22 protein-coding genes and 2 pseudogenes are annotated in these 26,499 nt (G+C 55.4%); 22 read left to right on the forward strand and 2 right to left on the reverse strand.

The genetic code is table 11. The features are described from left to right. Positions 1 to 100 precede the first annotated feature (100 nt). From ACWHWP_RS24540 to ACWHWP_RS24640, 21 genes are all read left to right on the forward strand, one after another. Positions 101 to 316, forward strand: coding sequence for a hypothetical protein (locus tag ACWHWP_RS24540; protein ID WP_047650740.1), 216 nt, complete (start codon positions 101 to 103; stop codon positions 314 to 316). Positions 317 to 370: 54 nt separating this feature from the next. Beyond that, positions 371 to 694, forward strand: a complete 324-nt coding sequence (locus ACWHWP_RS24545) for a hypothetical protein (RefSeq protein WP_047650739.1) — start codon at positions 371 to 373, stop codon at positions 692 to 694. Beyond that, on the forward strand, positions 691 to 1,689 hold the full coding sequence (gene traU / locus ACWHWP_RS24550) for a conjugal transfer pilus assembly protein TraU (RefSeq protein ID WP_447727721.1): 999 nt from the start codon (positions 691 to 693) through the stop codon (positions 1,687 to 1,689). Before ACWHWP_RS24545 ends, traU begins: the two co-directional genes overlap by 4 nt. Positions 1,690 to 1,699: 10 nt before the next feature. Then, positions 1,700 to 2,323: a type-F conjugative transfer system pilin assembly protein TrbC gene (gene trbC, locus ACWHWP_RS24555; protein WP_325821517.1), complete on the forward strand. Its 624-nt coding sequence runs from the start codon at positions 1,700 to 1,702 to the stop codon at positions 2,321 to 2,323. Next, complete coding sequence (traN, locus tag ACWHWP_RS24560; protein ID WP_447727724.1) at positions 2,320 to 4,179, forward strand: type-F conjugative transfer system mating-pair stabilization protein TraN; 1,860 nt, start codon at positions 2,320 to 2,322, stop codon at positions 4,177 to 4,179. The genes trbC and traN overlap by 4 nt, the downstream gene beginning before the upstream one ends. Further along, positions 4,176 to 4,958, forward strand: a complete 783-nt coding sequence (gene traF, locus ACWHWP_RS24565; protein ID WP_447727726.1) for a type-F conjugative transfer system pilin assembly protein TraF — start codon at positions 4,176 to 4,178, stop codon at positions 4,956 to 4,958. The genes traN and traF overlap by 4 nt, the downstream gene beginning before the upstream one ends. Positions 4,959 to 4,967: 9 nt before the next feature. Then, positions 4,968 to 5,459 (forward strand): hypothetical protein, encoded by a 492-nt coding sequence (locus tag ACWHWP_RS24570; protein WP_447727728.1) that lies wholly within the window; start codon positions 4,968 to 4,970, stop codon positions 5,457 to 5,459. Beyond that, positions 5,456 to 5,674, forward strand: coding sequence for a hypothetical protein (locus tag ACWHWP_RS24575; protein WP_447727730.1), 219 nt, complete (start codon positions 5,456 to 5,458; stop codon positions 5,672 to 5,674). The genes ACWHWP_RS24570 and ACWHWP_RS24575 overlap by 4 nt, the downstream gene beginning before the upstream one ends. Continuing rightward, positions 5,664 to 6,275 (forward strand): type-F conjugative transfer system pilin assembly thiol-disulfide isomerase TrbB, encoded by a 612-nt coding sequence (locus ACWHWP_RS24580; RefSeq protein WP_447856782.1) that lies wholly within the window; start codon positions 5,664 to 5,666, stop codon positions 6,273 to 6,275. Before ACWHWP_RS24575 ends, ACWHWP_RS24580 begins: the two co-directional genes overlap by 11 nt. Positions 6,276 to 6,292: 17 nt before the next feature. Continuing rightward, on the forward strand, positions 6,293 to 6,556 hold the full coding sequence (locus ACWHWP_RS24585; protein WP_032641305.1) for a hypothetical protein: 264 nt from the start codon (positions 6,293 to 6,295) through the stop codon (positions 6,554 to 6,556). Between the two features lie 47 nt (positions 6,557 to 6,603). Continuing rightward, a complete protein-coding gene (locus ACWHWP_RS24590) occupies positions 6,604 to 6,957 on the forward strand; it encodes a hypothetical protein (protein WP_286049135.1) in 354 nt (117 codons plus the stop codon). Beyond that, positions 6,950 to 8,314, forward strand: a complete 1,365-nt coding sequence (traH, locus tag ACWHWP_RS24595; RefSeq protein ID WP_447727772.1) for a conjugal transfer pilus assembly protein TraH — start codon at positions 6,950 to 6,952, stop codon at positions 8,312 to 8,314. The genes ACWHWP_RS24590 and traH overlap by 8 nt, the downstream gene beginning before the upstream one ends. Next, positions 8,314 to 11,634, forward strand: a complete 3,321-nt coding sequence (gene traG, locus ACWHWP_RS24600) for a conjugal transfer mating-pair stabilization protein TraG (RefSeq protein WP_447727774.1) — start codon at positions 8,314 to 8,316, stop codon at positions 11,632 to 11,634. Before traH ends, traG begins: the two co-directional genes overlap by 1 nt. 12 nt (positions 11,635 to 11,646) lie before the next feature. Next, entirely contained in the window at positions 11,647 to 12,243 is a 597-nt protein-coding gene (locus ACWHWP_RS24605) for a hypothetical protein (RefSeq protein WP_049019365.1), read from the forward strand. Between the two features lie 182 nt (positions 12,244 to 12,425). Further along, entirely contained in the window at positions 12,426 to 13,157 is a 732-nt protein-coding gene (gene traT / locus ACWHWP_RS24610; RefSeq protein WP_032641144.1) for a conjugal transfer complement resistance protein TraT, read from the forward strand. A 190-nt stretch (positions 13,158 to 13,347) separates the two neighbouring features. Then, positions 13,348 to 13,659 (forward strand): hypothetical protein, encoded by a 312-nt coding sequence (locus tag ACWHWP_RS24615; RefSeq protein ID WP_447727777.1) that lies wholly within the window; start codon positions 13,348 to 13,350, stop codon positions 13,657 to 13,659. Positions 13,660 to 13,774: 115 nt separating this feature from the next. Then, a complete protein-coding gene (traD, locus tag ACWHWP_RS24620; protein WP_447727779.1) occupies positions 13,775 to 16,342 on the forward strand; it encodes a type IV conjugative transfer system coupling protein TraD in 2,568 nt (855 codons plus the stop codon). Beyond that, the gene (gene traI / locus ACWHWP_RS24625) at positions 16,339 to 21,762 is read left to right on the forward strand and encodes a conjugative transfer relaxase/helicase TraI (protein WP_447724501.1); all 5,424 of its coding nucleotides are present in this window, start codon (positions 16,339 to 16,341) and stop codon (positions 21,760 to 21,762) included. Before traD ends, traI begins: the two co-directional genes overlap by 4 nt. A gap of 27 nt (positions 21,763 to 21,789) precedes the next feature. Further along, entirely contained in the window at positions 21,790 to 22,575 is a 786-nt protein-coding gene (locus ACWHWP_RS24630) for a DsbA family protein (RefSeq protein ID WP_086533263.1), read from the forward strand. Positions 22,576 to 22,699: 124 nt separating this feature from the next. Next, the gene (locus tag ACWHWP_RS24635) at positions 22,700 to 23,227 is read left to right on the forward strand and encodes a hypothetical protein (protein ID WP_242669359.1); all 528 of its coding nucleotides are present in this window, start codon (positions 22,700 to 22,702) and stop codon (positions 23,225 to 23,227) included. After that, on the forward strand, positions 23,218 to 23,634 hold the full coding sequence (locus tag ACWHWP_RS24640) for a type II toxin-antitoxin system YafO family toxin (protein WP_023338064.1): 417 nt from the start codon (positions 23,218 to 23,220) through the stop codon (positions 23,632 to 23,634). Before ACWHWP_RS24635 ends, ACWHWP_RS24640 begins: the two co-directional genes overlap by 10 nt. A 212-nt stretch (positions 23,635 to 23,846) precedes the next feature. On the opposite strand, the gene ACWHWP_RS24645 is transcribed toward ACWHWP_RS24640, so the two are convergent. Further along, positions 23,847 to 24,836, reverse strand: a complete 990-nt coding sequence (locus ACWHWP_RS24645; RefSeq protein ID WP_086533265.1) for a tyrosine-type recombinase/integrase — start codon at positions 24,834 to 24,836, stop codon at positions 23,847 to 23,849. A gap of 248 nt (positions 24,837 to 25,084) precedes the next feature. On the opposite strand from ACWHWP_RS24645, the pseudogene ACWHWP_RS24650 reads away from it, so the two are divergent. Beyond that, positions 25,085 to 25,330, forward strand: a pseudogene (locus ACWHWP_RS24650) (hypothetical protein); the annotation flags it as partial. Between the two features lie 28 nt (positions 25,331 to 25,358). Here the strand turns inward: ACWHWP_RS24650 and ACWHWP_RS24655 are convergent. Continuing rightward, positions 25,359 to 26,478, reverse strand: a pseudogene (locus ACWHWP_RS24655) (IS3 family transposase). Positions 26,479 to 26,499 lie beyond the last annotated feature (21 nt).

Genomic DNA, 26,499 nt, shown 5'->3' on the forward strand with positions numbered 1-26,499 from the left:
AACCGCGCTGCCCTTCAGGATGTTCGGTGCTCACTGCGTTGCGCTCCGCCTCAGCCTGAATGTCATCCCGGTTTCCGATTAACCCCGACCAGGTAACGCCATGAAAAAAGACCCTGTTACTGAAAAGGGCCGGAATGTCACCTCAGTACGTCACGATGAGGGTTCGGCCCGACAGATGGATGAAATCCTCAACGATAATCCACTGTACAAACCCTCGCATGTTCTGCGCGGCGCCATTCTTGCCCTGTACGAAATGAGCCAGGAAGAACGTCTGGCCATCATCATGAAAGCGGCCGGTAAAGCCAATAACCACTGATCCTTTTTAAGCCCTTCCGCCGTCCGGTGGCTGCGGCACTCCCGGAGATACCCCATGACTCACCCTGAACCTGTCAGGCCGGTGACGGTTACCCGTGACCGCAACGGCTTCTGGACGCACCCTCATTATTTTGCACCCGCCAGTGATAAGGCCACACAGACTGAATTTGGCGACTGGATGCGCCAGCACAATCTGACCTGCGCCACCCGCTGGATGGAAAACGACGCGCCTCCCCAGGTGATCGCCGACTGGGAAAAAGGGAAACAAAACATCATTGACTGGCTCCCTTCCGCGCCAGAGGGCGATGGCTGGTTCATTGGCTCCATTCATGACACTGAGGACGGCCCGGTCTGTGTGTGGCTGCGGGAGGTGAAATGAAGCGTTTCTCATGGCTTGCCGGCGTGATGCTGGTCCTGCTGTCCTGGATGCCAGCTCAGGCAACGGCCGCAGCCAGCAACGCGGGTGATGGCCGCTGGGTTAACCCGATAAGCGATGTCTGCTGGAAGTGTCTGTTTCCGATGACGCTCGGCAATATTCAGCTGGCCGCCGGCCCACAAAAGGATACCAACAACCCGGCTTCGCCGATCCAGATTTGTCCATATGGTGTGTTTTATCGTATCGGTCTGGCCATCGGGTTTTGGGAGCCAATGGCGATGGTGGACGTAACCCGTGAGCCTGGCGTCATGGTCAACATGGGCGGCTTTAAAATCGATCTCGGGAGAACGGGAACGGGAACCGCAGGGCAGAGTGACCGGCCCGCTGCCGGCACGTTCTACCATGTTCACTGGTACAAATACCCGCTGATTTTCTGGCTGAACATCATCACCAGTCTGGGGTGTCTGCAGACCGGCGACATGGATATTGCCTATCTCTCCGAAGTTGATCCTCTCTGGAATGACAGCACCCTCTCGATGCTGATTAACCCCGAGGCAGCGCTGTTCGGCAACCTGATCGCTCAGGGGGCCTGTACTGCTGACGCAGCTGCATCATCAGCTGGCCTTCCTCTGTCGCCGCTGTTCTGGTGCGCAGGTAGTCAGGGTTCTATCTACCCGCTAACAGGCTTTACCAGCGGTGAGTTTTCTCCGCTCGAGGCCTCTCTGCTGGTCGGAGAGCGAATGGCCTTCAAGATGCATCGTGAGGGGCTGGTATGGAACTCTGTGGGCGCGGACGTCGCCGTATGTAACCAGTATCCATCCCCGATCATCCCGAAAGAGCGATGGCGATACCAGATGGTGAACATGTACCCCGAACCGGGCAACTGCCATCCCTTCGGGGCCAGCACGCAGCTCTGGGGCACAACGCATAACTCTCCATCCTCCAAAAAGAACTTCGGCTACCTCTTCTGGCGCAAACGTAACTGCGTATTCCTTTAAGGACATGACAATGAAAAACGCTTATCTCCGGGCGCTGACGATCAGCGTCATGATTGCTTTCGCGCCGCTGGCCCTGGCGAGCGCCCAGACCGATATCTCCGTCTCCGACCATAGCTGGATCAAAGGTCAGCAGGATGCGCTGACAGCGATGAAGGAAGACCTGCAGGGGCATCCGGCGGCCGCACCCGTCTTACCGCAGCAGCAACTGGACCTGATTAACCGCCTGCAGGGCGATATCGCAGCCCAGACCAACACGATGGGGGAAAAAGACACGTTCCCGGCTATTTACTTTGTGAGCCTCGGTATTCCACGTGAAGGTCTGCTGCCCATGCTGAAGGATGCCCGCCGTTACAACATTCCGCCAACGCTGCGAGGCCTGGTTAATAACGACATGCGACAGACCGCGGCGGCAATGTTTGAGCTGAGTAAGGAGGACAAGGACGCCGGCGTGCAAATCGATCCAACGTTGTTCACTCAGTACAACATCACCACGGTGCCCGCCCTGGTGGTGACCTGCCCTGGCCACTATGACGTAATCAGGGGAAGTCTGCCCCTGCAGCAGGCTCTCGAAAAAGTAGCTGAAAGTGGTGATTGTGCGGCAACGGCACGCCATCTTCTGGAGGCCGGAAAATGAAAAAACTGCTTTCAACGGTGCTGATGCTTTTTCCGCTTCTGGCTGGTGCAGCTGATCCTGCCTTTGAGGCGGGAGCGAGCTTTGGCAAAGGCAATGCTTCCGCCGGGACGGGAGCCCTGAAAAATCCGGATACCGTCACGGGGGCAATACCAGGCTATACCGCTAACCCACCGGAGAAAGGGTATTACGGCGGCGTGGATGGCGGTGACGGTGGGCTCGCCAACAAAGGGCAGGCCGCTCTGCAGGGCAATGACGCAGCGCAGTCGATTATCAATTCCGGAAAAACGAACCCGACGCCCGCCATCGACCCGAACGCACCTTTCATCACTATCGGTAAAAATGCGGAAGCTGGCGCTGACGGTGTTCTAAACGGGACCGCGAACCAGTGTAAGGAGGTGACGGTATCGAAAACCACCTTTGAAAATTATACCTGCGATAAGGATGTGGCCTCAGTGGAAGCCTGTTCAAGAACGGCAACACCTGGCGGACATACTTCCACCACGACAGTGCAGAAAACTTTCACACTGACGGCGGCCAATGGCGATGTTGTTTTTACGAATAACGGTACTTCCTTAAGTTTTAGTTTTAAAGCGCCGGCATCAGGACCGGTGATCAGCGCGCATTTTTACTGGGCGGATCGCGATGTCAATGCCGGGAAAATCTCCTGGTGGGGCGTCAGTCAGACGATTGTCGGAAAAGCCTTTAACTGGGAAATGCCGGGCGCTCCGGGTACACCGTTGTCGCAGGGGGGCTCGTTACCTGCCGGTTCCTATCAAAGCACCGGATGTGTTAGCGGAAAGCAGGATGTCTGTAGAAAACATATCCGGGAGCAGATAGCTGACTTTCAGTCCGGTGCGTCAGGCTTCACGCTCGTGCTCGTTATGAATGCGGTTGATACTACCTTTGTCCCGGAAGTGAACTGGTCCTCATCCTGTGGCCTGGATATGTCGAAGGCGCAAAAAACCACGTCAACCTGCACCTCTCCGGGCGGAAATAAAACCATTGTTAACAATGGCCAGAGCTATGACGTTTACAGCGACTGCTGGGAGTACACCGATAACTATGTCGTACCGTCAGACTCCACGGGAACCTGCGGAACGCTGATGACAAACCCCTCCTGTACGGCGGCAGGCAACACCTGCACTGAATCGACCGACGGGCAGTGTACCCATATGAGCTACACCTACCAGTGTCAGACCACGCATCAGTCGGGCGGCCTGGTCTGCGGCGGCGACTACATCTGTAAGTCAGGCGAGTGTGACGACACCAATGGTGCCGGAAGCAGCGGTTTTGATACGGCCGTGGCCAAACTGGCAGGACTTGCCTCGGCGGCTGAAGACGCAAAAGACGCAAGCAGTACCATTGAAGTTAAAGCCTTCACGGGGAAAGCCATGCGCTGCCGTAAAGCCTTTGCCGGTTTCTCTAACTGCTGCAAAGACTCTGGCTGGGGACAAAGTGCCGGACTGGCCGCATGTGATGATGAAGAAAAGGCTATAGGGAAGGCGAAGGCGAAGAAAATCACCGTCAGCGTCGGCGAGCGGTGCGATCGCAAGGTGCTGGGTGCCTGCATCCAGAAAAGTCAGGTCTACTGTGTCTTTGACGGCAAGCTTGCCCGCATCATTCAGGAGCAGGGGCGTCGCGACCAGCTGGGCGTTAAGTTCGGCAGCGGCGACAGCCCGAACTGCCGGGGGATCACCGTCCCGGAGCTGCAGAGCATCGACTTCGACAAAATCAACTTCTCTGACTTCTACGAGGATTTGATGAAGAACCAGAAAATCCCCGATACCAGCACGCAGGTCCAGCAGATTAAGGAGCGTATTGCCGCGCAGGTCAATCAGCAGGGAGGTGGTAAATGAAGCGTGTCCTCTGTGGCCTGCTTATGGCGCTTACGAGCCATACGGTGATGGCCGAAGAGATTGTGACGCCGGCAGAGCCGTTCACCGGCTGGTCCTGGTACAACGAGCCGAAAAAGCCGCCGGAGCAGTCCAGAAAGCCACAACAGCCTGCACCGCAGGCCATTCCGGATCTCAGCAAAATGTCCCCTATGGAACAGGCCCGGGTGCTGAAAGGGTACACGCAAGAGGCGCTTAACCGCGCCATCCTGTTTCCCTCGCGGGAAAACACGGCGACGTTCCTGCGCTGGCAGAAGTTCTGGACCGATCGGGCATCGATGTTCAGCCAGTCCTTTGCGGCGGCGCAGCTGAGCCATCCGGACCTCGACTACAACCTGGAGTATCCGCACTACAACAGCATGGCGCCGTTTATGCAGACTCGTGACCAGCAGACGCGGCAGAGCGCCGTGGAGCAGCTGGCGCAGCAGTACGGTCTGTTCTACTTCTACCGGGGCAGTGACCCGATTGACGTGCAGATGGCGGGCGTGGTGGCGGACTTTGCGAAAGCCAACGGTATTTCGCTTATCCCGGTATCGGTTGACGGTCAGGTGGCTGCCTCCCTGCCGCAGAGCCGTCCGGATACGGGGCAGTCCCGGTCGATGAATATTACGCATTTCCCGGCGCTCTACCTTGTTGACCCACGAAGCAAGAATTACCGCGCGCTGTCCTATGGCTTCATGACGCAGGATGACCTGTCGAAGCGATTCCTGAACGTGGCCACCGGCTTTAAACCCAATTCATGAGAGCCTTTTATGACAAAAACACTGTTTACCCTCATTCGCGATGCAGGGCGGGCGGCCCTGTATTCCTTTGTCCTCGGCCCGGCACTGATGCTGTATGTGTTTGTAATGCTGGCGGCGTCAGACGGCTCACTTTCCCGGCAATTCCTGACGACTTTTCATGACCTGACTGATGGCGTACCTGCCGGCAAGGTGATGGCTTGTGTTAATGAAAATGTGATGGCAGGAAGCTTCTCGCCACCTCAACCCGGAGAGTCATTAAAGCCCGTGCCCCCCGCTTTAGAGAAAGCACCGCCTGAAGTGTTATGTCAGCGCGGTTGGGTGGACAGCGATTCCTGGGCGCGTTCGGTTGATGCAACGCTACGCAACTTTTGGCTGATGGCGGTGATATTTGGCTTTGGAGTGTGGTTTGTATTCCGGGGCCTGAACCTGGCCGCCCGAAAGAAAATTTCACCAGACACGCATTCGGTTTTGGCACGGCAGAACAAGGAGACACACGAATGAAACCCGCTATTCTCGCAGGACTGATTTTCTGGGGCACGATGGCGCGCGTACTGAGCGAGCTGATGGCCTGGTCCGTGGAGCATACGCAGCAGGGGCTGCTGTGGCTGTGCAATGGTATGTGGGCCGGTGCGGCTGGCATGGTGGTGTATGCCGTGTATCGCTGGTTCCGTTACGAAAGAGGGCAGACGCATAAGGAAGCCGATCATGAACGTTAAATCCGTATTCACTGCGCTCCTGTTATCCCTGCCCCTGCTGGCGAACGCCGGTGCGCGTGAGGAATTAATAGCGCTTGAATCAACAAAAACGGCTTCAACCGCTGATGCTGCAGCCATCACCGCCTCCACCATTCCGGTACCCGCGCCAGCCAGCCTGATGGCGCTGCCGGACGGACGTCGGGCTAACATGAAAGATTATGCCGTGGTGCTCTTTATGCAGGCGCACTGCCAGTACAGCGCAAAGTTTGACCCGCTGCTGAAGGGCTGGGCTGATGAGCATGCCATCAGGGTGTACCCGTACACCCTTGACGGGGGCGGGGACGTATCTTACCCGACCCCGATGATCCCACGTAAGATTGACCCTAACTCTCCCATCGCAGACGAGATTGTCACCTTCTTCGGAAACGGTTTGCCGATTGCGACACCGACGGCCTTTATGGTCAACGTCAATACCCTGAAAGCCTATCCACTCACCCAGGGCGTAATGGACATCCCCGCACTTGAGAGCCGGATGGCCAGCCTGATTCAGGCAGACATGGATAACGTCGATCCGAAGATGCTGCCGCCAATGCCGGCAAGCGCGCAGGTCACCCCTCAGTAATACAAACGGACTACAAAATGACGACAAACACGTATGCGTTATCGCGTACCGAGCGCGTGTGGCTGTTATTCAGCGTGACGCTGCTTGTGTCCGCAGCATTCTACGGGGTGCTCGCCCACCGGGTGGTCAGCGTTATGGACCGCCCCGAATTGACAACTTGTCTGCAGGACTTTCCGGTGCTCCTGCTCATCTCGCTGAGCATCGGATTCTTTTTCACCGTCACCGGGCTTTACGTCTGCCGGCAGACCCTGGCCAGGAAACCCCGGGAGGAGATTGCATGAGGCTTATCAGACTGAAGACGTTTATCCGGAACCAGGTTTTCGCGATAGTGAAAAACTGTAGTGCGGATACGGAAACCCGAAAATGGACGGATTTGTTAACCCTGAAACTGTTTTATGCCTTAATTTTTACCGTCGTAGTCGAAAGGGTATACGTGAAGTGTGCCATCACAACGCTCAGTGCGATGTCAGTTGAACGCTCCGAACAGTTTACGCTCTCGCTTCTCATCCACTATCCGCAGTACCTGTTGTGGAGCGTTTTGGCCGCGATTATCGCGCTCATTGCGGTGAATTTACTCGTCTGCAGCTGGCTCAGTCTGGCCAGATATCTTTGCCGCAAAATTAACCGTGCTGACAGCCCGGCAGGCAAGAATACACAAGCTGTGGAGGTGCCAAATGATTAAGGCGCTTATTACGGCAGGGGTTGTGTTCTTCTCAGGCCTGGCTGCTCTGCCTGCTCAGGCGGACGTCAACGGCGATCTGAACGGTTTCTTCAATAATCTGGGCTACAGCGGCAACGTGACTCAGGCGCAGGCCTGGCAGGGGCAGGCGGCAGGGTACTTCTCCGGCGGCTCAGTTTACCTGCGAAACCCCGTCAAAAACGTCCAGCTGATCTCGATGCAGCTGCCTTCCCTTAACGCCGGCTGCGGCGGTATCGATGCCTATCTCGGGTCGTTCAGTATGATCAGCGGCGAGGAAATCCAGCGATTCGTGAAGCAAATCATGAGCAACGCCGCCGGCTATGCTTTCGATCTGGCCCTGCAGACGATGGTACCGGAGCTGAAGCAGGCTAAAGATTTCCTGCAGAAACTGGCCAGCGATGTTAACTCCATGAACATGAGTTCATGCCAGGCTGCTCAGGGCATCATCGGCGGGCTGTGGCCCGTGACGCAGGTTTCCCAGCAGAAAATCTGCCAGGACATTGCCGGCGAAACCAACATGTTTTCCGACTGGGCGGCTTCCCGTCAGGGCTGCACCGTCGGAGGACAGGGCGACAAAGTCACGGCTAAAGCCGGTGATGCAGAGAAGGATCAGGTGCTGAAGAACAAAAACCTTATCTGGGACACCCTCAGTAAGAATGGTCTTCTCGGCAACGACCGCGCGCTGAAGGAACTGGTCATGAGTACCATCGGCTCCATCATTTTCAACAAGAATGGCGATGTGACAATTCTGACGCCATTGGTTGATAACCGCGACCTGATTAAAGTCCTGATGCGCGGGGGAACGGCTAAGGTCTACGGATGTGATGAATCCACTCTGTGTCTGGGACCTGTCGTCACTAACCTGACGATTTCAGAGTCCAATGCTCTGGTCACTCTGGTCAAAAACCTGATGCTCTCAATGCAGAACAAGCTGGTTGACGATACTGCGCTGACCGATCAGGAAAAAGGCTTTGTGAACACCACTTCTGTGCCGGTACTGAAGTACCTGACTAACGCTCAGAGTATGGGGATGAGCGCCACATATCTGCTGCAGGTTTCCGACTTTATTGCTCAGGACCTGATGATCCAGTACCTCCAGGAGCTGGTGAAACAGGCAAGCCTGTCTCTGGCTGGCAAGAACTTCCCTGAAGAGGCTGCCGCCAAACTACGCGACAACATCATTCATGCGCAGGGACTTCTTGCTGACATGAAGCTGCAGTCTGCAGCTGACCAGAACGCGCTGGACGGTATCGACCGTAATATGCAGTACCTGCAGCAGCAGGTGTCCACAATCGTTTCAGGCTCCTATCAAAGCAACTATCACTGGGGTGATCGCTGATGCTTGAGATATACACCATTTATGGCGGGGGAATGTGGAAAACGGCGCTGGACGCCGTTGTCACCCTCGTCGGTCAGAATACCTTCCACACCTTAATGCGTATTGCCGGCACCTTCGGGGTGCTGGCCGTACTGCTGACTTTCATTAAACAACGTAACCCGATGGTCTTCGTCCAGTGGCTGGCCGTCTTCATGATCCTGACTACCATTCTGCTGGTACCGAAACGCTCAGTGCAGGTCATTGACCTCTCTGATCCGGGGGCGGTCTGGGTAACTGATAACGTGCCGGTGGGGCTGGCGGCCATCGCGTCGCTGACGACCAGTATCGGGTACAAGATGTCGTCGACGTATGACATGCTGATGGCCAGACCCGACTCGGTGACCTACAGCAAAACCGGTATGCTGTTCGGCTCGCAGATTGTGGCGGAAACCAGTGACTTCACCACGCAAAACCCGGAGCTGGCGCAGATGCTGCCCGACTACGTGGAAAACTGTGTGATCGGCGACATTCTGCTGAATGGCAAATACACGATCAATCAGCTGCTCAACTCCACAGACCCGCTGACGCTGATTACCAGTAACCCAAGCCCGCTGCGGGGCATCTTTAAGATGACCTCCACCACGCGCCAGTTCCTGACCTGTCAGCAGGCCGCAACGGAGATTAAAACGCTGGCGAATACCGACGTGAATCCGGGCAGTGCGACGTTCACCTGGCTGACGCGTAAGGTCTTCGGTAACAAACTGAACGGCGCGGCGCTTCTGTCCAACGCAATGGGTGAGAGTTACGGGTTCTTCTATGCCGGGGGCATGACGGCCGCGCAGATCATGAAGAACAACATCACCAACAGTGCAGTCCGTCAGGGAATTAAGGGCTTTGCCGCGCGCTCATCCGACACGGCTAACCTGCTGAATCTGGCTACAGAGAACGCCGCGACCAAACAGCGACTCAGCTGGGCGGCAGGCAACGAACTGGCGACCCGCACGCTGCCGTTTGCACAGTCCCTGCTGATGCTTATCCTGGTGTGCCTGTTCCCGCTGATGATTGCGCTGGCCGCGTCAAACCACACGCTTTTTGGCCTGAACACCCTGAAAATATACGTTTCGGGGTTTATCTACTTCCAGATGTGGCCGGTGATGTTCGCCATTCTTAACTATGCCGCCAACTACTGGCTGCAGAGCCAGTCCGGGGGCACGCCCCTGGTGCTGGCCAACAAGGATGTGGTTGCGCTGCAGCATTCGGACGTGGCGAATCTGGCAGGGTATCTGTCCCTTTCCATTCCGGTGCTGTCGTTCTATCTGACCAAGGGTGCTGCGGCAATGGGCTCTCAGGTGGCAGGAAGTGTACTCAGCTCGGGCGCCTTCACGTCAGCCGGTGTGGCAGCGACCACAGCGGACGGAAACTGGTCGTTTAACAACATGTCGATGGACAATGTCAGCCAGAACAAGATGGATACCAACCTGATGCAGCGTCAGGGTCAGCAAACGTGGCAGGCAGATAATGGCTCCACGCAGACTCAGACAGCCGGTGGCCATACGGTTATCGACGGCTCGGGTGCAATGTCGAATCTGCCGGTGAACATGAAGCTCAGCCAGCTGGCCAGCAGTGGTTTCCAGGAGTCCGCTCGTCAGTCTCAGGTACAGGCGCAGTCTGCTCTCGATGGCTACAACCACAGCGTTACCAGTGGCTGGTCACAACTCTCCCAGCTTTCTCATCAGACCGGTACCAGCGACAGCCTGATCAAAGGCAGTGAAAACAGCCAGGCCACTAACGCAACGCGCGGTGCCAGTATGATGATGTCTGCTGCAGAGAATTACGCGAAGGCGAATAATATCTCTACGCAGGAGGCTTACAACCAGCTGATGTCAAAATCTGTTGAAGGCAGTGTTAATGCGGGAGCAAGCGGTAAATTCAACACCGGCGATCAGGCATTCGGGAAAATTGGGAAATGGGCAACAGGAGTCAGTGCAGAAGCACATCTTGGTGCAGAAGTTAAAGGGGCGAGCGGAAGTTCGCATGGTACCCAGGAAACTCACTCCAGTAATCAGGATATGCGACACGACCAGAACAGCCAGGCAGTTAATGACTTCCGGCAGGGTATGGATATGGTTAAAAGTAGCCGAATCACCGAGGGTGCAAACCATTCAGAGAATGCAGCAAGCAACAATGTTCAGCAGTTTGCCGCAACACTCAATGATGCTGAAAGCCAGTACCATCAATACACCACCAGTTCAACGCAGAGTAACGAGTTCAGCCGTATGGCCACCGTTGCTCAGAACCAGAGTGCAAGCCTCGATACGAACTATACACAGGAGTTTGTGGACTGGGCGGCGAATAAATACGGTGATAAGGCTCAGTCCATGCTGACAAGTGCGCCGTCGGCGCGCGAAGCGGCAATGGAATTCGTTAATGAGCGTCTTAAACCTGAAATTATGGGCGACTATCAGCAGGGGAGAGCGGATCTTAGAAGCGGTAATGAGCATGCGGCATTCAGCGGTGAGCATATTGTTCAGCCAGCCCATGGCAGTCAGCAGGTATCAAGTACATCCGGTAATGTAGGAGGAGTAAGTTACAGTTCTCTGGATGGCGATGCTCATAGCCAGGGAGGTGTTGGCAATGTCCAGACATCAGGAACGACTCAGGTCACAGGTTATGGAAGCCAGCAGGGTGGGCAGATTACACCTGCAGGTGAAAATATTTCTACTAGAACAACCGAGTATGTTTCGCAAGGGAATGAGCAACCAACAAATCATGAAGGACAATCTGCCGGACAGAGAAGCAGCTCGGGCAATATCACCTCATCGGTAAGTATGGTTAACACCGGAAGACACTCAGCTGCAGATGAAAATGCCGGCCATATTGCAGAATCACATCCGGAGTTCCGTCATTCAGGAGTTGTTAGGGAGCAAGGGACTGTGCATGGCCAGGAAAGTGAAGTTACTCATAACCGTTCTGGTATTAATGTCGGCGGCGAAAAAGTACGTGGTGATGCTATGCAGGAGGCATACAAAGAAAATCAGGCTAAGCTGCACGAACATTCCTCGCAGGGTTTTGGTCCACAGAATGAGTTACAACGACGAGTGGCGGAACAAAGATCTGAAAATGAGCATAAAATCAACGAATGTGCTGGAGAAATTGGTAAAAAACAATCCACTGTTCAGGCATCCAGTGATATATTGAAAGGAGAGCTTCATAATTCACAAAGTTCATTCTCGAATGGTTTAAATAAAGAGAAAATCAGGCAGGGGGAATCATCTCCTGCTGAACATGATGATGAAATGAAACGTAGATTAGCTGAGCTAAGAGAAAGGAAGACGGGCTGATTAGGAGGGTATATGGCATTCTCAAATGGTGATGCAAAAAAAGAAATTGCTGAGATTATCTCAGGGATTAGTAGTGATGAACGTCCAGTCTCATCGCCGAAGAAGGCTTTCCAGATTGTAGCTATATACCCTGTAATTATGATCCTCACAGCCATTCTGATGTGGTTTGCTTATTATGTCAGTCTGATTCAAGCAGGAGATAATAGCGGGCTAGGCTGGAAGTTCTATCTTGAAGCAGCACAGCTCGTTTTAGGGTATGGAGGATGGATATCTATAGGGGCGACAGCTGTTGTAGCAATATTCTTCATACTCATAAATTATTCTACTGTACTGGTATATCTATCTATACCTGAAGATATCAGGAATCGTTCGACATTAATCACTTCCTTAAGGTCCACAGTTAAGAAAATAGCCTTGTACCTATGGGGTAGCGCCACCTTGTTATCTGTCGTAGGGATGATAACTGATTGGGGGGTTTTACTGGCAGGGAGTATTCCAGCAGTTTTATTCATATCAATATTTGTTACTAATGGATATCTTGGAATACAGAGCACTCGTTACGGTCTGGGGCCATTGATGTCAACGGCCAGTAAGATGATGAGTAGATAGGAATGGTCAATATTCTATCTTAAGTGAAATTTAACCTCTGATGAAAATACAGTCCCGGAACTTCATACGTTGCCGGGATTTTTATACCCTCTCGCTGTAAATTAACATTCAAATCAGCCGATAACGTCTCTGTTAGCTATATCTCGCTAACGGGGACGTTTTTCTATGCACAGGATGAATTCATGAAATTAAAACAATTAGCCGTTGTTGGTCTGATCGCGTCTACTCTCGCTCTGTCTGGTTGTGGTGCCATGTCCACAGCGGTGAAGAAACGTAACCTCGATGTCAAAACCCAGATGAGTGAAACCATCTGGCTGGAGCCATCATCAGAGAAGACTGTTTATTTGCAGATCCGTAATACCTCTGACAAGGACATGTCTGGTCTGCAGGCACAAATTACAAATGAACTGGCCGCGAAAGGCTACCGCGTCTCCAGCTCTCCGGACACGGCCTACTACTGGATTCAGGCAAACGTACTGAAAGCTGAAAAAATGGATCTGCGCGATGCCCAGGGGTTCCTTAAGACCGGGTATGAAGGTGCGGCAATGGGTGCGGCACTGGGCGCGGGTATTACGGCGTATAACTCGTCGTCAGCTGGCGCAACGCTGGGTGTAGGGCTGGCCACCGGGCTGATTGGTATGGCTGCTGATGCAATGGTGGAAGACGTCAACTACACGATGGTGACCGATCTGCAAATCTCCGAGCGCAGCAAAGCAGCCGTCACTACCGACAATATTGCCGCCCTGAAACAGGGCACGTCAGGTATTAAGCTACAGACCAGCACGGAGCAGGGCAACCGTGCTAAATACCAGACTCGCGTGGTATCCAACGCCAACAAGGTGAACCTCAAGTTTGAAGAGGCAAAACCTGTCCTGGAAGCGCAGCTGGCCAAGTCCATCGCCGGCATCATGTAATACCCGCGGCTGCGGCGATCGTCGCAGCCGTTCTCCCTCACAGCTGATTTTTAACCGTGCTCATTCCGGGCAGGGTGCGTCAGTGCTTTCTGTCAGTTACCAGTAATTACGCTTCCTCGCATGACTGCGCATGGCGCAGCCCTGTCTGCGGCGAGCGTTGCGTCCTTAATTTCAAAGGAGTTCGTCCATCATGATGCATCAGATAAATGAACGTGCAGATTACTCAGCTGAATTCTGGTCGCTTATCCATCTGGAAAGTGAGCTGATGGTAGCGAGGGCTTATCTGAATGTCTTAGGTTCACTTCCTGAGGGGCAGGGAATGACCATCATTGCTGGCTGGGCTGGCTATGAATTCACTCTATATGGCCTGGAGCCCCGGGAGTGGCATTCAGCGGTTTATAAGGATGTGGCTTCCTCAGTCCGTTCTGTGGCTGCATATATTAATGCACAGGACTGGGAGGACGGATGTCAGCAGGCCAGATATGAACTGAGTCTGATGTAATAACCCGACGTTTTCCCACTCGCGCTATCACGTAATTCATCACCCCTTTCAACGTTTCTCCCCTGATAACACACATCACCGAACAGGTGATGCGATAACGGCCGGACAACACTCTATGAGCTTCGCAGGAAAAAACCTCACCCAGGGCGGGCAGATGACCGCCTACCGCTGGCGCATGTTCATTCAGGTGAACAACTGGATAGGATTCTGGATCTTCATCCTGTTCGCCGTGCTGACTACCGCCATTTTTCTCTGGCGAATTCCACAGGAAGCCCTTGATAACGGCTCCCTGTGGTGGTTCGCCAGCATCAACAGCAGTTTTATCGATCTGATGCCGGCAACGGGGACGCCCAAAATTTACGACGTCCACTACTGGTATGCGCCAACCGCGACGATGATGGTGCTCAAAATGACCCTGCCGCAGATCTATACCGACCTGTACATGCAGGAGATGGGCAACCAGTGCCTGACTGAGCTGCAGTGGGCGGCCGGCGCCAGCGGGTTGTTCAGTATGGTGGTGTTTATCGCCGTGACATGGTTTATCGCCAATATCGGTCGAAAGGAAAGTGAAGACGAATACATTTCCGGGATGCAGCTGACCGACAAGCCTGCTGAAGTGAATAAGCTGCTGCGTAAAAACGGTGAGTTCTCTGACCTTCGCGTGGGTGATCTGCATATGGTCAGGATGGCGGAGGTACTCAATTTCCTGATGCATGGCACTATCGGGGTGGGAAAGTCGACGCTGATACGCTGGTTACTCGACTACATCCGAAAACGTGGTGACCGGGCCATCATCTACGACTCCGGTTGTACCTTCACAGAAACCCACTATAACCCGTCTACCGATATCATCCTTAACGCCCACGACGAGCGCTGTGCCAACTGGCAGATGTGGGGGGAGTGTGTCGACGCGGTCGATTACGACAACCTGGCCGCCAGTCTCATTCCGGTGGAAGGGGAGTCCGATCCGTTCTGGGTATCCAGCTCGCGAACTATTTATGCCGACCTTGCAATTCGTATGTCGACGGACCCGGAACGCAGCATTGAGAAGTTCCTCAAAACCCTGCTGTCACTCGACATGAAAAGTTTGCGTGAATATCTGGTCAACACGCCCTCAGCCAATCTGGTGGAAGAGAAGATAGAGAAAACGGCCATTTCCATTCGCTCAGTGGTAACCAACTACGCCAAAGCCCTTCGCTACCTGCAGGGGCTGGATGACGGAACGAAGCCGCCGTTCACCATCCGGGAGTGGATGACGCAGGAACGCTATGACAGCAGCTGGCTGTTTATTTCAACACAGGCCCGTCACCGCAAGAGTGTACGCCCGCTGATCTCGCTGTGGGTATCTCTGGCCACGCTGATGCTGCAGAGCATGGGGGAGAACAGCGACCGCCGCGTATGGTTCATTATCGATGAAGCCCCCAGCCTGCAGCGCATCCCCGAGCTGGCTGAGACGCTTGCCGAGGCGCGTAAGTTTGGCGGCTGTTTCGTGCTGGGGATGCAGAACATGGCGCAGCTGGTTCACGTCTACGGCCGCGAGCTGGCTAAAAGCATTTTCGACCTGATGAATACCCGTATGTACGGTCGTTCGCCGAGTGCGGAGATGGCCAAAGTGGTCGAAGAAGAACTGGGTAAGCAGCGTACGCGCAAAATCCGTGAATCAAACAGCTACGGTATGGATCAGGTGCGTGACGGTGTGTCCCTCGGCAAGGACGAGGTCAATAACCCGATTGTCGACTACGAGCAGATAATGCGTCTGCCAAACCTCAACTTTTATGTGCGTCTTCCGGGCGAGTATCCGGTCGTTCGCCTGAAGCTGAAATACCGTCCATTGAAAAAACGTCACGCTGGCCTTATCGAGCGCAATATCCGCGATGCACTGAGTCCGGAACTGGAGAAAGTTATTAAGGAGAATGAGCGCGCAGCGACAGCAGCAGGTCTGACGTTCCCGACCGGTGACGAAGTGCTGGAGAAGGGTAGCGAGACATCATCTGCAGCTGACGTTCCTGCACCGGTTTCTTCTTCAGGATCTTCCGGCTCGCCGGTAACGTCGACCGTCGAAAAAGTGGCTCGTACTCGCATGGAAGAACCGAAACCTTCGCGCAGCGCTGCACCTGAACAGAAGCCGGTACCACCCCGGGAGCCCGTTACCTTGCGAACAGCGTCAGTGGCTCCGGAAGTCGTAACTGAAAATCACAGCACGGTGACAGACCCTGTCATCGAAGACAAAAAAGACAACGTCGTTTCACTTCGGTCTTCTCCTCCTTCAGTAACTCGTCAAAAAGAGACTGCGCCCCTCAAACCGGAAATACCTGCAGCACTGCAAAAAATCCGCAGCAGAACCCAGCTGGATACTTCCTCCGGGCCTGCTGCAGCCGGCGCGCTGGGGATGCTGAAACGGCGGCTCAATACCGGAGCCACCTCAGATGGAGAAGAAGGTCAGGCCAGCGAGAATGCGGGCGAATCAATGAACCTGGATATGAAGGTGACAGCACTGCCAGACGGCGGCCTGAGTCTGACGACGGCTGGGAAGTCAGTGACACCGCAGACCCCAGATGAAGCACACCGGACGAGCCGGCAGCTGGCGAAGGAAGAAGAGAACATTTTAATTCACCGTCACGCGGACGATCCGGGTTACGACGAAAACGACCATCACTATTACGACAGAGAGCCTGAACTATGATGTCAGTCGCCCCAGTAGCGTCAGCCGGCGAGGCTGCAGGCTACTACAGCAATTCCGATAACTACTATTTTCTGGGCAGCCTGCAGAGCCTCTGGATGGGGGAAGGTGCAAAAGAGCTGGGCCTTGAGGGCAATGTCCGTGGCGATGACCTGACGGCCGTGCTCGAGGGACGTCTGCCGGACGGCTCACGGCTTGGAAAGGAGGTTAACGGACAGCACGTCCACCGCCCCGGTCATGACCTGACCTTTTCCGCCCCCAAGAGCGTGTCCATTCTTGCACTCATCGGCAACGATAAAGAAATGGTGGAAGCACATAATCATGCCGTCCGCGTGGCGGCCGGCTATGTGGAGAAGCTCATCTCGGCCCGCGACACGAAAGACGGCGTTACGTCCATTGTACACACCGGCAAGATGGTGGCGGCCGCATATACGCATGATACCTCGCGCAATCTCGACCCGCAGCTGCACACCCATCTCCTGATTGCCAACATGACGGAGTATGCGGGCAAATGGAAAGCCCTGGCCACGGACTATATCCATAACGCCGGTTTTATCGAGACCGTCATGAAGCACCAGGTCACGCTCGGGAAAATCTATCGCAGCGCGCTGCGCGAGAGGGTTGAAGCGCTCGGCCATGAAGTGGAAGAAGTAGGCAAGCATGGCATGTGGGAGATCAAGGGCGTTCCGGAAGAAGTCAGGGGCGAATATTCCTCACGGGGCAGGGAAATACAGGGGGCCGTGGGGGCTGAAGCCACGCTGCGCAGCCGGGATGTGGCCGCCAAAGACACCCGCAGGGCGAAAGTTGACCCTTCGCGGATGCGCCTGATGGAGCGCTGGCTGGGCCAGATGAAGGAGAAGGGATTTGACCTGAAGGCGTATCAGGAGAGCGTGGTGCCGCGTGATGCAGGTCTTCGTGAGACCGCGCCTCAGCCGGAGCGAGATCACCAGGCTAAGCCGGTTCCTGCCGGGCCTGAACAGGCTTCTCCGCAGACGTCGTCCACGGCAGAAAAGAGCGTCGACACACCTGCTCAACCCGCAGAACGGGAAAGCCTGTCCCGTCAGCCAGTACCACAACAGACTGACGCGCTGAGTCAGCCGGCACAGATCGTTCCCGAAAAGACGCCGGCGACCAGAAGCTTTCCTGCAGCGCAGCTGGACACTGAAATACCCCGCCCGGAACTGACTGAGGCTGTCCGGCTGGCCATCTCGCAGCTTAGCGACAGTAAAACGCGCTTCACCTTTGGCGAGCTGATGATGACCACCGCTGAGCTGAGCGAACGGCTGCCGGAGATTAAGGATATTCGTGTGGCCATCGATGCGGCGCTGAAGGACGGCATGATTGTGCCGCTGGACAGTGAGAAAGGGGTTTTCACCTCCCGTATTCACCTGCTGGATGAACTCTCGATCCAGGCGCTGAGTCAGGAGCATCTCAAATCCACAAAAGTCGTCAGTTTCACCCGCCCGGCACAGTACGCGCCGGCGGCGCTGGAAGTTGTGGAGAAAGACGCCCTGGTTCTGATGAATGCCCCGTCAGGCGTGGCGGGCATCCGTGACCTGACCGCCCAGCTGGCCGGTATTTCCGGGGCGAACGGTCGTGATGTGCAGGTGCTGGCCAGCTCTGCCGAGCGCGCCATTTCGCTGGCGAAATCCGACGATTTACGGGAGCGGATTATCAGCCGGCAGCATATTCTGAGCGGTGATTTCCACATGAAACCCCAGAGCACGCTGATAATCGAAGGGGCAGAACGTCTGGGGCTCAAGGAGACGCTGGTTCTGCTGGGCGAAGCGCGTGCGCAGGATGCACAGCTGGTCTTTCTCGACAGTGCCGGACGGCAGGCGAACGGTAACGCCATGTCCGTGCTGGAGTCCGCAGGGGTTGCCCGTTCCCGCCGCACGGAGCCGGCGCCCGGGCTTGAGGCCGAAGTGGTCAGTATTCCGAACAAACGCGACCGTTACGAAGCGCTGGCCAACCGGTTTGCAGAGCTGAGCGGAGGCAGTGAAAACGTCACCGCCGTCGTGGTCGGCAGGCGTGAACAGGCACAGCTGACAGGCCTGGTACGAGAGGCGCTGCAGAACGCAGGACAACTGGGGCGTGACGGCGTGGAGATAGAGGCCCGGCAGCCGGTCTGGCTCGACAGCAAAACGCGGCGCATGCCCGGTTCATACCGTTCCGGCATGGTGCTTGAGGATCGCACGGACGCAAAAGAGCGTAAGTCCTATGTGATTGACCGGGTGCATGAGGACACGCGAGTCCTCTCTCTCATCGACGGGGATGGCGTGCTGACCCGGATGAAAATCGGCGATATCAGCGCTGACTGGCGTCTCTTCAGCCGTGAAACCCTCAGCGTGGCCACCGGCGAAAAACTGCTGGCCGTGGCGGGTGACCGCGAGCACAGCCTGAAGGCCAAAGATCGTCTTGAGGTGACCGGGATAAGTGAAAAGGGGATAGAGGTTAAACGGGGGGAAGACACCCTGACGCTGCCAAAAGACCAGCCGCTCTATCTGTCACATGCTTACGTGACCGCGCCGGGCGGCCGGGATAACGACACCGGCGTGGTGCTGGCCGCGCTGAACAGCCGCGACATATCGACCCAGACCATGAACTCGCTGGCACAGAGTGGCCACCGGGCGGAAGTGTTCACCGCCGAAGTGCAGGACCGGGCGGAAGCCCGGCTGCAGCGCATGAAGACAAATGCCTCTCCCGTGCAGCTGGTCAGAAACCTGAGCGGTCACCAGGACGTCAGTCAGGCGGTTGATTCACTGCATGACAGCGTCCGGTCGGACGCGGGCCTGGCCGTGTGGCGTGCCATTAACGACCAGCGCACCGTGGTGATCAGCGAGCTTAAGCTGGCGACGGAAGCGCAGAAATATCATCCCGACCTTGAGGCTATCGGGAATGAAATTGGCGCGATGATTAAAAATGGCGAGCTGTTGTCCGTATCCGCAGGGGGAGAGCCGGTACTGGTTTCCCGGTCCACCTGGGAGATGGAGAAAGCCATTCTGCGCGTGGTGGAGGAAGGGAAAGGTACGCAGCAACCGTTGCTGGAACAGGTACCGGAGGCAGTGCTGAACGGACTCACCGATGGCCAGAAAAAGGCGACCACCCTGGTGCTGGGTACAACGGATCAGTTTATCGGGATTCAGGGCTATGCCGGCGTGGGGAAAACCACGCAGCTGAAGGCGGTGATATCTGCACTGGAGACCCTGCCGGCGGACGTTCGTCCGGTGATTACGGGGCTTGCTCCTACGCACCAGGCGGTGAAAGAAATGAGCGACGTCGGTGTCCGGGCGCAGACCATCAAATCCTTTGTCGTTGAGCATGACCAGGCGACGGCCGCAGGCGAGAAGCCTGACTATAAAGGACAGGTGTTTCTTATCGATGAGTCATCAATGGCAGGCAACCAGGATACGGCGGCACTGTTCCAGGCTATTGCCAGTGGCGGCGGTCGCGCGGTCTCAATGGGAGATATCGACCAGTTTGAAGCGATCGACGTGGGCGCGCCGTTTAAGCTGATGCAGGAGCGAAGCCCGATGGATGTGGCCATTATGAAGCAAATCGTCCGCCAGAAAGACCTGCAGCTGCGCGGCGCCGTTCACGACATCATTGATAACCGGATCGATGCGGCCCTGCAGCGCATTGAAACCCAGCCGGCTGACCGCGTGGCGCGTAGCGCTTCAGCCGCGCTCCCGGAGAGTGCGATTCAGGAAACGGAGACGCCTGTTAACGACATCGTGGCTGACTGGAAGGACCGGACACCGGAGGCGCGGTCCCGTACGCTCATCATTGCGCAGCTGAACGCCGACCGTAAGGCGATAAATGCCGGCATTCATGCCGCGCTTGCAGCGCGGGGAGAACTGGGGGAGAAGGCTATTAAGGTGCCTGTGCTCGATAAAATCACCCATACGCGCCATGAGTTCAATAAAACAGAGGCCTGGGAAGCCGGGATGGTGGTTAAACGCGGTGACCGCTACCAGGATGTGGTGGCCGTTGACCGTAACGGCAGCACGGTGACGGTACGTGATGAGGAGGGGAAGATTGCTCTGGTTTCACCGAAGGAGCTGATCACCGGTGACGTGCAGCTGTTTCGCCGCAGCGAGATGGAAGTCCGTTCCGGCGATCTGCTTAAGTTCACTGCGACCGATCGCGAACAGGGGCAGATGGCCAACCAGCGCTATACGGTGGAGTCGGTCAGCGAGGAGGGGAATATCCGTCTGAAGGGGGAGAACGGTCGCGTCACCATCAATCCTGAGAAGGTCCGGGCGCAGCAGCATCTCGACTACGGCTGGGCCGTCACCGGCTACGGCGCACAGGGGGCCAGTAGCGATTATGTCATTGCGCTTGAGGGCACGAAAGACGGACGTAAGGCACTGGCTTCCCGACGTGCCTTCTATATTTCAACTTCCCGCGTCAAGGAGCACGTCCAGATTTACACCGACAAGAAAGCGGACTGGGTTAAGGCGATAAAAACGCCGGAGCGTGATATCAAAACGGCGCACGATGCGCTGGCGCCAGAAACGCAGCGCAAACAGGCGAAAGCCATCTGGGCAATGGGGCAGCCGGTGAATAAAACGGCCATCGGTCGCGCCTGGGTGCGCCATCAGGGCATGCAGGATGCGTCACTGACAGCAAAAATCATCCCGGCCACCCGGCGCTTTCCTGAACCGGCGCTGGCGCTGCCGGTGTATGACAACAATGGCAGGAGTGCGGGTCTGGCCCTGGTATCCCTGGTCGCCAGTCCGGAGGGGCGGATGACTCAGGGGGAGACCCGAATGGTCATGACAGAGCGTGCCCGTGGAGCCGTGCTGCAGCGGAGTCAGTCCGGAAACACGATTGTGGCCAGCGACCTGACGGCCGCACTTGATGCAGTACGAAATCATCCAAAGGACGGCGTGGTCTGGCAGACCGGCGATGAGCCGCCTTCAGCCTGGCTGCTTAAGGTAAGCGGTGGGACAAAACAGGATGTGTCACCGGGTATTGTCTCCACGCTGACGGACGAACAAAACGTACAGCAGCAGCGCGAGCAGATGCTGGCAGACCAGGTTCGCAATGAAGAAGCCGGACGTAGCAGGCAGCCTGAGTCGTTGCTGGCGGAAGTTCCACAGGAAGAGGTGATCAGACTGAAACCGGAAGACATTAACCCGCGTAAACCGGAACCACTCAACCCGGATGCTGATGTGATCGCCAGGGTGAGAGGTGAGGAAAACACCGATGGACGGGAAATAAAAGCCGCTGCAGGCGTCAGAAGCGAGCTGGAAGGTGCTGATAAGACCTCCGGTGAACAGTCGCGGGCATCGCGTGTGATTGCAGATCTGGCAAACGCGGAAAGCGACATGCTCAGGGCGGCAGAAAATACTGAACGCGGCCGCACGCCGGAGCGTGAAGAACAGACTCTCACCCGAACCATTCAGAAAGAACGTTAATCCCCCTTTAACCATGAGAATCAGACAATGAAAGCAAACAAATTAGCTGCATTAATAGTTACAACATACATTGGCTTTATTTCAATGGCACACGCTTCGGCCCCTCAGCCAGTATTCAGCCCGGAGCAGGAGGCGCGTATCGGCGAAATCGCTGCCAACTATCTGGTGTCCCACCCGGAGATTCTGGTGACGGTCAGTCATAAGCTGCAGGAACAGCAGGAGGCACGCAAGCAGAAGATGTTCGCACTCAGCGTGATGGAGAATCAGGCGAACCTTCTGCATGATCCGGACACACCGGCTTACGGACCTGATAATGCAAAGGTCGCGGTGATTGAATTCTTTGATTACCAGTGCGTGTTCTGCAGCCGTTTCGCGCCGGAGCTGGAGAAGGTCATGAAAGCGCAGCCGGACGTCCGCTACCTCTTTAAGGAGTGGCCAATTTTTGGTGGTCGCTGGGAAGCTTCACTGCAGGCAGCTCAACAGGGGCTGACGGTCTGGCAAAAGAAAGGGCCGCAGGCCTATGTCACCTATCACAATGCCATCTACGCCACCGATCATAATGAAGGCAAACTGACGGCGGAGGATATTCACGGAGCAGCGTCAAAGGCGGGACTGACCACCCCAGCTCCTGGCGACCATACCTCATCCCTTGAGAAAAACAGTAACCTGGCTGAGGCGCTGGGACTCACCGGAACGCCGGGGATCATCGTCATGCCCGTTAGCGGAGCGACTCCTGACACCATCACGGTTTTCCCGGAAGCCGTAACCGCTGAAAGACTCCAGGCAGCAATCCTGAAAGCCACGGCCAGATAGAGGATTTCAATTTCCTGTTTGCTGTGCCAGCCACATATGCAACCAACTTTTTTTAGCATATAGTTAAGTTCAGTAGTAAAATGCAGCGCCTCGTCGAGAGATGATGATTATGGAGTCCGTCGTCGTGAAATTTAAAATCCAGCACTTGCAGGCCGCAGTGGCACTGGTTCTTGCCAGTTTCCAGCCGCAACCCAAAGCGGTTGCGTGTCAGCCTACGATTGTTGAACGGGTTTACGAAATGGGCTCCAGAGTCAACAAAACCGATATCAGCGAGCTCACTGTTGCTCTCAATGACGTAGCTGAAGAATTACGCTCAAGTCGCATTGAGCTGGCCCGGTATGCAGACAGCGATTTCTCCGGCGCTATCAAAGTCGCCAGCGACATCAGAAATCATACTATCCATGTCGCAGGTATCGCAGAGTCCTTTGTTCTGATGTTGCCGGAAAAAAACATCATTCAGTCGTATGACAGGAATTCTGTTGAGTTTGCGTTCTTTAAGGCCATTAAGATGGTCAGTCTTGCGACCAAAAACTACCTTAGTCTGATTGATCAAATCACGCAAACGACAGAAGTGCGTGACTCTGGAATCAACCTCTCGGCCATGAATCACCTGCTGGATTCAGGCGACAGGGCTGCGGCCAAATGGCGTTAACGGCTGAGTACAGTCATGTCACGTGGGATTCGTTTTTCCAGCCCACGTTTGCCGTTTACCCTGAGCTGGAGAGCCAGTTACAAGCAGAGTTCATCACGTATAAATCAACTGGCGCACCGTCGAATCTTCTTGGAAGGGACGCCCCCTTTGATTTCCCGCCATTCGCTGTCGATGCTAACGTCCAGCATATTCACGTTAATCTGCATTTCCAGCTCACCTGGAGTGCCAGACAAGAGAATTACAACCGTACCTCAGATCATTATCTCATTTACACAGAACACATGTGGGATAGCGGCCGCTTTCTGCTGATGGGGCTGATAACACCGGCTCATGAACGTATGCCAGCGAGAGATACCCGGTTACTCAGCTACTTTTCTGAAGTTGCAGAAGATTTTCACGCTTCATAAACCTCAAAATCACATATGGTACCCAGCGAAAGAACGAAAAGGACCGGCCATCCCGCATATCCAAACCACCCCGGCTCAGAAGGGGATGCAGGATAACCGGCAGACCTACTTTAACGGAAGTTCCACTGTTGAACCATTCGAGAAAATCGCGCAGCCTGCGAGCATCTTTGCACACTATCTTGTTAACTTATCATCTTGGTATGTTATTAAGTTCATATCAGATCCAGACGGTCACGAGCCGTGCGCAGGCGCGCTTCGCCGCGGCGATCGTACTGCTGGGTGGTGGTGACGCTGGCATGCCCCATGGCATCCTTTACCGTGATTAAGTCCTCGCCGTTATCCAGCATGGCAGTAGCAAAGGTTCGACGCAGGTCGTGCGGCGCACATTTCCCTATCCCGGCCTGGCTCTGGCGCACCTGCAGGACATGGTACACCGCCTGGTCAGTCAGGCGGTCGTTCGTCAGGGTATCAAAGCGGCGAATACGGGTGAACAGCGGTCCGTCTTTTTCACCGCGCACGTCATCGATCCACATTCTGAGGCGCTGCCAGGTGCCAGCCGGCATATAGGCCAGCCTTTCCTTGTTCCCCTTACCCAGTACCCTGAGCGCCCGCTCATCTGTGACAACGTCACTCAAATCCAGCCCTACGGCCTCCGAACGGCGCAGGCCGCAGCCGAGAATGACGGCCAGCATCGCCGCATCGCGCACACCGATACTGGAATCATCCGCCACGCAGGAATCAAACAGCGCCCGGATTTCGTCCGGCGGCAGAGCCCGGCCGCGCGGGAGACGGCTGCCGCGCAGGTTACGCACCGCCCGGATGTGCTGGAAGCTTTCAACATCCATCAGCTTCAGCATCCAGGCCTCCTTCGCTACCCCTTTCAGCGCCGAAAGATAGGTGTTGACGGTGGTGGTGGCCCGGCCAGTGTCGCGCAGCAGCTCGGTCACGGCCATCACGTGATGGCGCCGCAGGCTGCCCCAGCTGCAGGCATCGAGGGACGTGGCGCCGAGCATGCCGGCGACAATGCCAAGGAACGAGGCCATGGTCTGCCGGCTGCGGGGCGAATTGAGGGAAAGCAGATAGGCCCGGGCGGGGCTGACCGGGCCTGCGCCACCGGCCAGCGCCGGCAGGAAATCCCCATCAGGGGGAATGACCGCCGGCGACATGGACAGCTCAGGATCATCATCAGGCATCTGTCTCATCCGGGGCTCCGTCCGGGCTGGAAACCGTCCGGCGCGCTGCGTGAAAAATCGGGGGAAATGATACCGTCAGAGCGTACCGCAGAAAGTCTACTTTTTCAAATATACATTTTAATAAGCAGAAAAAACTGAAACCATTCTTCGGTCATTGCAGCTCGAACAGCTGTTGACGGTCAGATTCGGGTAGGTGCCTGTACGCTGTAACGCTGCTAATTTAGCTTAACCACCATAATAAAGAGGGAATGTTAACAATGAATCAGAAATGGAAGACGCTGTTAATTTCGGTATTAACTCCGTCTGGCATCATATCAGGGATCGCGCTGACTGTGCTCTGGGGATATTTCAGTCGTCTTGACAGGCTGGATGTCTTCTTTGAGGTGATGAGCATAAAAAGCCTGTTCGCTCTGGTCTGCTGTGCGGCCGTTTTCTCATTGGCGATTCTGTTGTTTATCTTTTTTATAATCTCAATTTTCATGCCTATTATCATTCCTCAGGATGACCTACACCCAGTATTAGATACAACACTCAGTTAGTAACGTCGGAATCTTCATTCTCAGAATGACCCTTTCTCCAGCCCGCCGCAAAGTCAGACGGTGTCTGATAATTCAGCGTGGAGTGCGGGCGGCACTCGTTATAATCCTGCCGCCAGTCATTAATGATTTTCCTGGCATGAACGATATCGCTGAACCAGTGCTCATTCAGACATTCATCGCGAAATCGTCCGTTAAAGCTCTCAATAAATCCGTTCTGCGTTGGCTTGCCCGGCTGGATTAAGCACAACTCAACACCATGCTCAAAGGCCCATTGATCCAGTGCACGGCAAGTGAACTCCGGCCCCTGGTCAGTTCTTATCGTCGCAGGATAGCCTCGAAACAGTGCAATGCTGTCCAGAATACGCGTGACCTGAACACCTGAAATCCCAAAGGCAACAGTGACCGTCAGGCATTCCTTTGTGAAATCATCGACGCAGGTAAGGCACTTGATCCTGCGACCGGTGGCCAGTGCGTCCATGACGAAATCCATCGACCAGGTCAGATTGGGCGCCGCCGGACGGAGCAGCGGCAGACGTTCTGTTGCCAGCCCTTTACGACGTCTTCTGCGTTTTACGCCCAGGCCACTGAGGTGATAAGCCGGTACACGCGCTTATGATTAACATGAAGCCCTTCACGGCGCAGCAACTGCCAAATACGACGGTAGCCAAAACGCCTGCGCTCCAGTGCCAGCTCAGTGATGCGCCCTGATAAATGCGCATCAGCAGCCGGACGGTGAGCCTCATAGCGGCAGGTCGACAGGGATAAATCTGTGAGCCTGTAGGCACGACGTTGCGACAGACCGGTCGCATCACACATCAACATCACGGCTTCCCGCTTCTGGTCTGTCGTCAGTACTTTCGCCCAAGAGCCACCTGAAGCGCCTCTTTATCCAGCATGGCTTCGGCAAGTTGCTTCTTGAGTCTGGCGTTCTCTTCCTCAAGCGACTTCAGGCGCTTAACTTCAGGCACCTCCATACCGCCATACTTCTTACGCCAGGTGTAAAACGTGGCATCGGAAATGGCATACTTGCGGCAGAGTTCACGGGCGGATACCCCAGCTTCGGCTTCGCGGAGAATACTGATGATCTGTTCGTCGGAAAAACGCTTCTTCATGGGGATGTCCTCATGTGGCTT

The sequence above is a fragment of the Enterobacter sp. WI-ESBL-E8 genome (genome assembly GCF_053364895.1).

Bases quoted from the DNA above. Each gene is read 5' to 3' on its own strand.
- ACWHWP_RS24540 (WP_047650740.1), top strand. From the start codon at position 101: ATGAAAAAAGACCCTGTTACTGAAAAGGGCCGGAATGTCACCTCAGTA.
- ACWHWP_RS24545 (WP_047650739.1), top strand. From the start codon at position 371: ATGACTCACCCTGAACCTGTCAGGCCGGTGACGGTTACCCGTGACCGC.
- traU (WP_447727721.1), top strand. From the start codon at position 691: ATGAAGCGTTTCTCATGGCTTGCCGGCGTGATGCTGGTCCTGCTGTCC.
- trbC (WP_325821517.1), top strand. From the start codon at position 1,700: ATGAAAAACGCTTATCTCCGGGCGCTGACGATCAGCGTCATGATTGCT.
- traN (WP_447727724.1), top strand. From the start codon at position 2,320: ATGAAAAAACTGCTTTCAACGGTGCTGATGCTTTTTCCGCTTCTGGCT.
- traF (WP_447727726.1), top strand. From the start codon at position 4,176: ATGAAGCGTGTCCTCTGTGGCCTGCTTATGGCGCTTACGAGCCATACG.
- ACWHWP_RS24570 (WP_447727728.1), top strand. From the start codon at position 4,968: ATGACAAAAACACTGTTTACCCTCATTCGCGATGCAGGGCGGGCGGCC.
- ACWHWP_RS24575 (WP_447727730.1), top strand. From the start codon at position 5,456: ATGAAACCCGCTATTCTCGCAGGACTGATTTTCTGGGGCACGATGGCG.
- ACWHWP_RS24580 (WP_447856782.1), top strand. From the start codon at position 5,664: ATGAACGTTAAATCCGTATTCACTGCGCTCCTGTTATCCCTGCCCCTG.
- ACWHWP_RS24585 (WP_032641305.1), top strand. From the start codon at position 6,293: ATGACGACAAACACGTATGCGTTATCGCGTACCGAGCGCGTGTGGCTG.
- traH (WP_447727772.1), top strand. From the start codon at position 6,950: ATGATTAAGGCGCTTATTACGGCAGGGGTTGTGTTCTTCTCAGGCCTG.
- traG (WP_447727774.1), top strand. From the start codon at position 8,314: ATGCTTGAGATATACACCATTTATGGCGGGGGAATGTGGAAAACGGCG.
- ACWHWP_RS24605 (WP_049019365.1), top strand. From the start codon at position 11,647: ATGGCATTCTCAAATGGTGATGCAAAAAAAGAAATTGCTGAGATTATC.
- traT (WP_032641144.1), top strand. From the start codon at position 12,426: ATGAAATTAAAACAATTAGCCGTTGTTGGTCTGATCGCGTCTACTCTC.
- ACWHWP_RS24615 (WP_447727777.1), top strand. From the start codon at position 13,348: ATGATGCATCAGATAAATGAACGTGCAGATTACTCAGCTGAATTCTGG.
- traD (WP_447727779.1), top strand. From the start codon at position 13,775: ATGAGCTTCGCAGGAAAAAACCTCACCCAGGGCGGGCAGATGACCGCC.
- traI (WP_447724501.1), top strand. From the start codon at position 16,339: ATGATGTCAGTCGCCCCAGTAGCGTCAGCCGGCGAGGCTGCAGGCTAC.
- ACWHWP_RS24630 (WP_086533263.1), top strand. From the start codon at position 21,790: ATGAAAGCAAACAAATTAGCTGCATTAATAGTTACAACATACATTGGC.
- ACWHWP_RS24640 (WP_023338064.1), top strand. From the start codon at position 23,218: ATGGCGTTAACGGCTGAGTACAGTCATGTCACGTGGGATTCGTTTTTC.
- ACWHWP_RS24645 (WP_086533265.1), bottom strand. From the start codon at position 24,836: ATGAGACAGATGCCTGATGATGATCCTGAGCTGTCCATGTCGCCGGCG.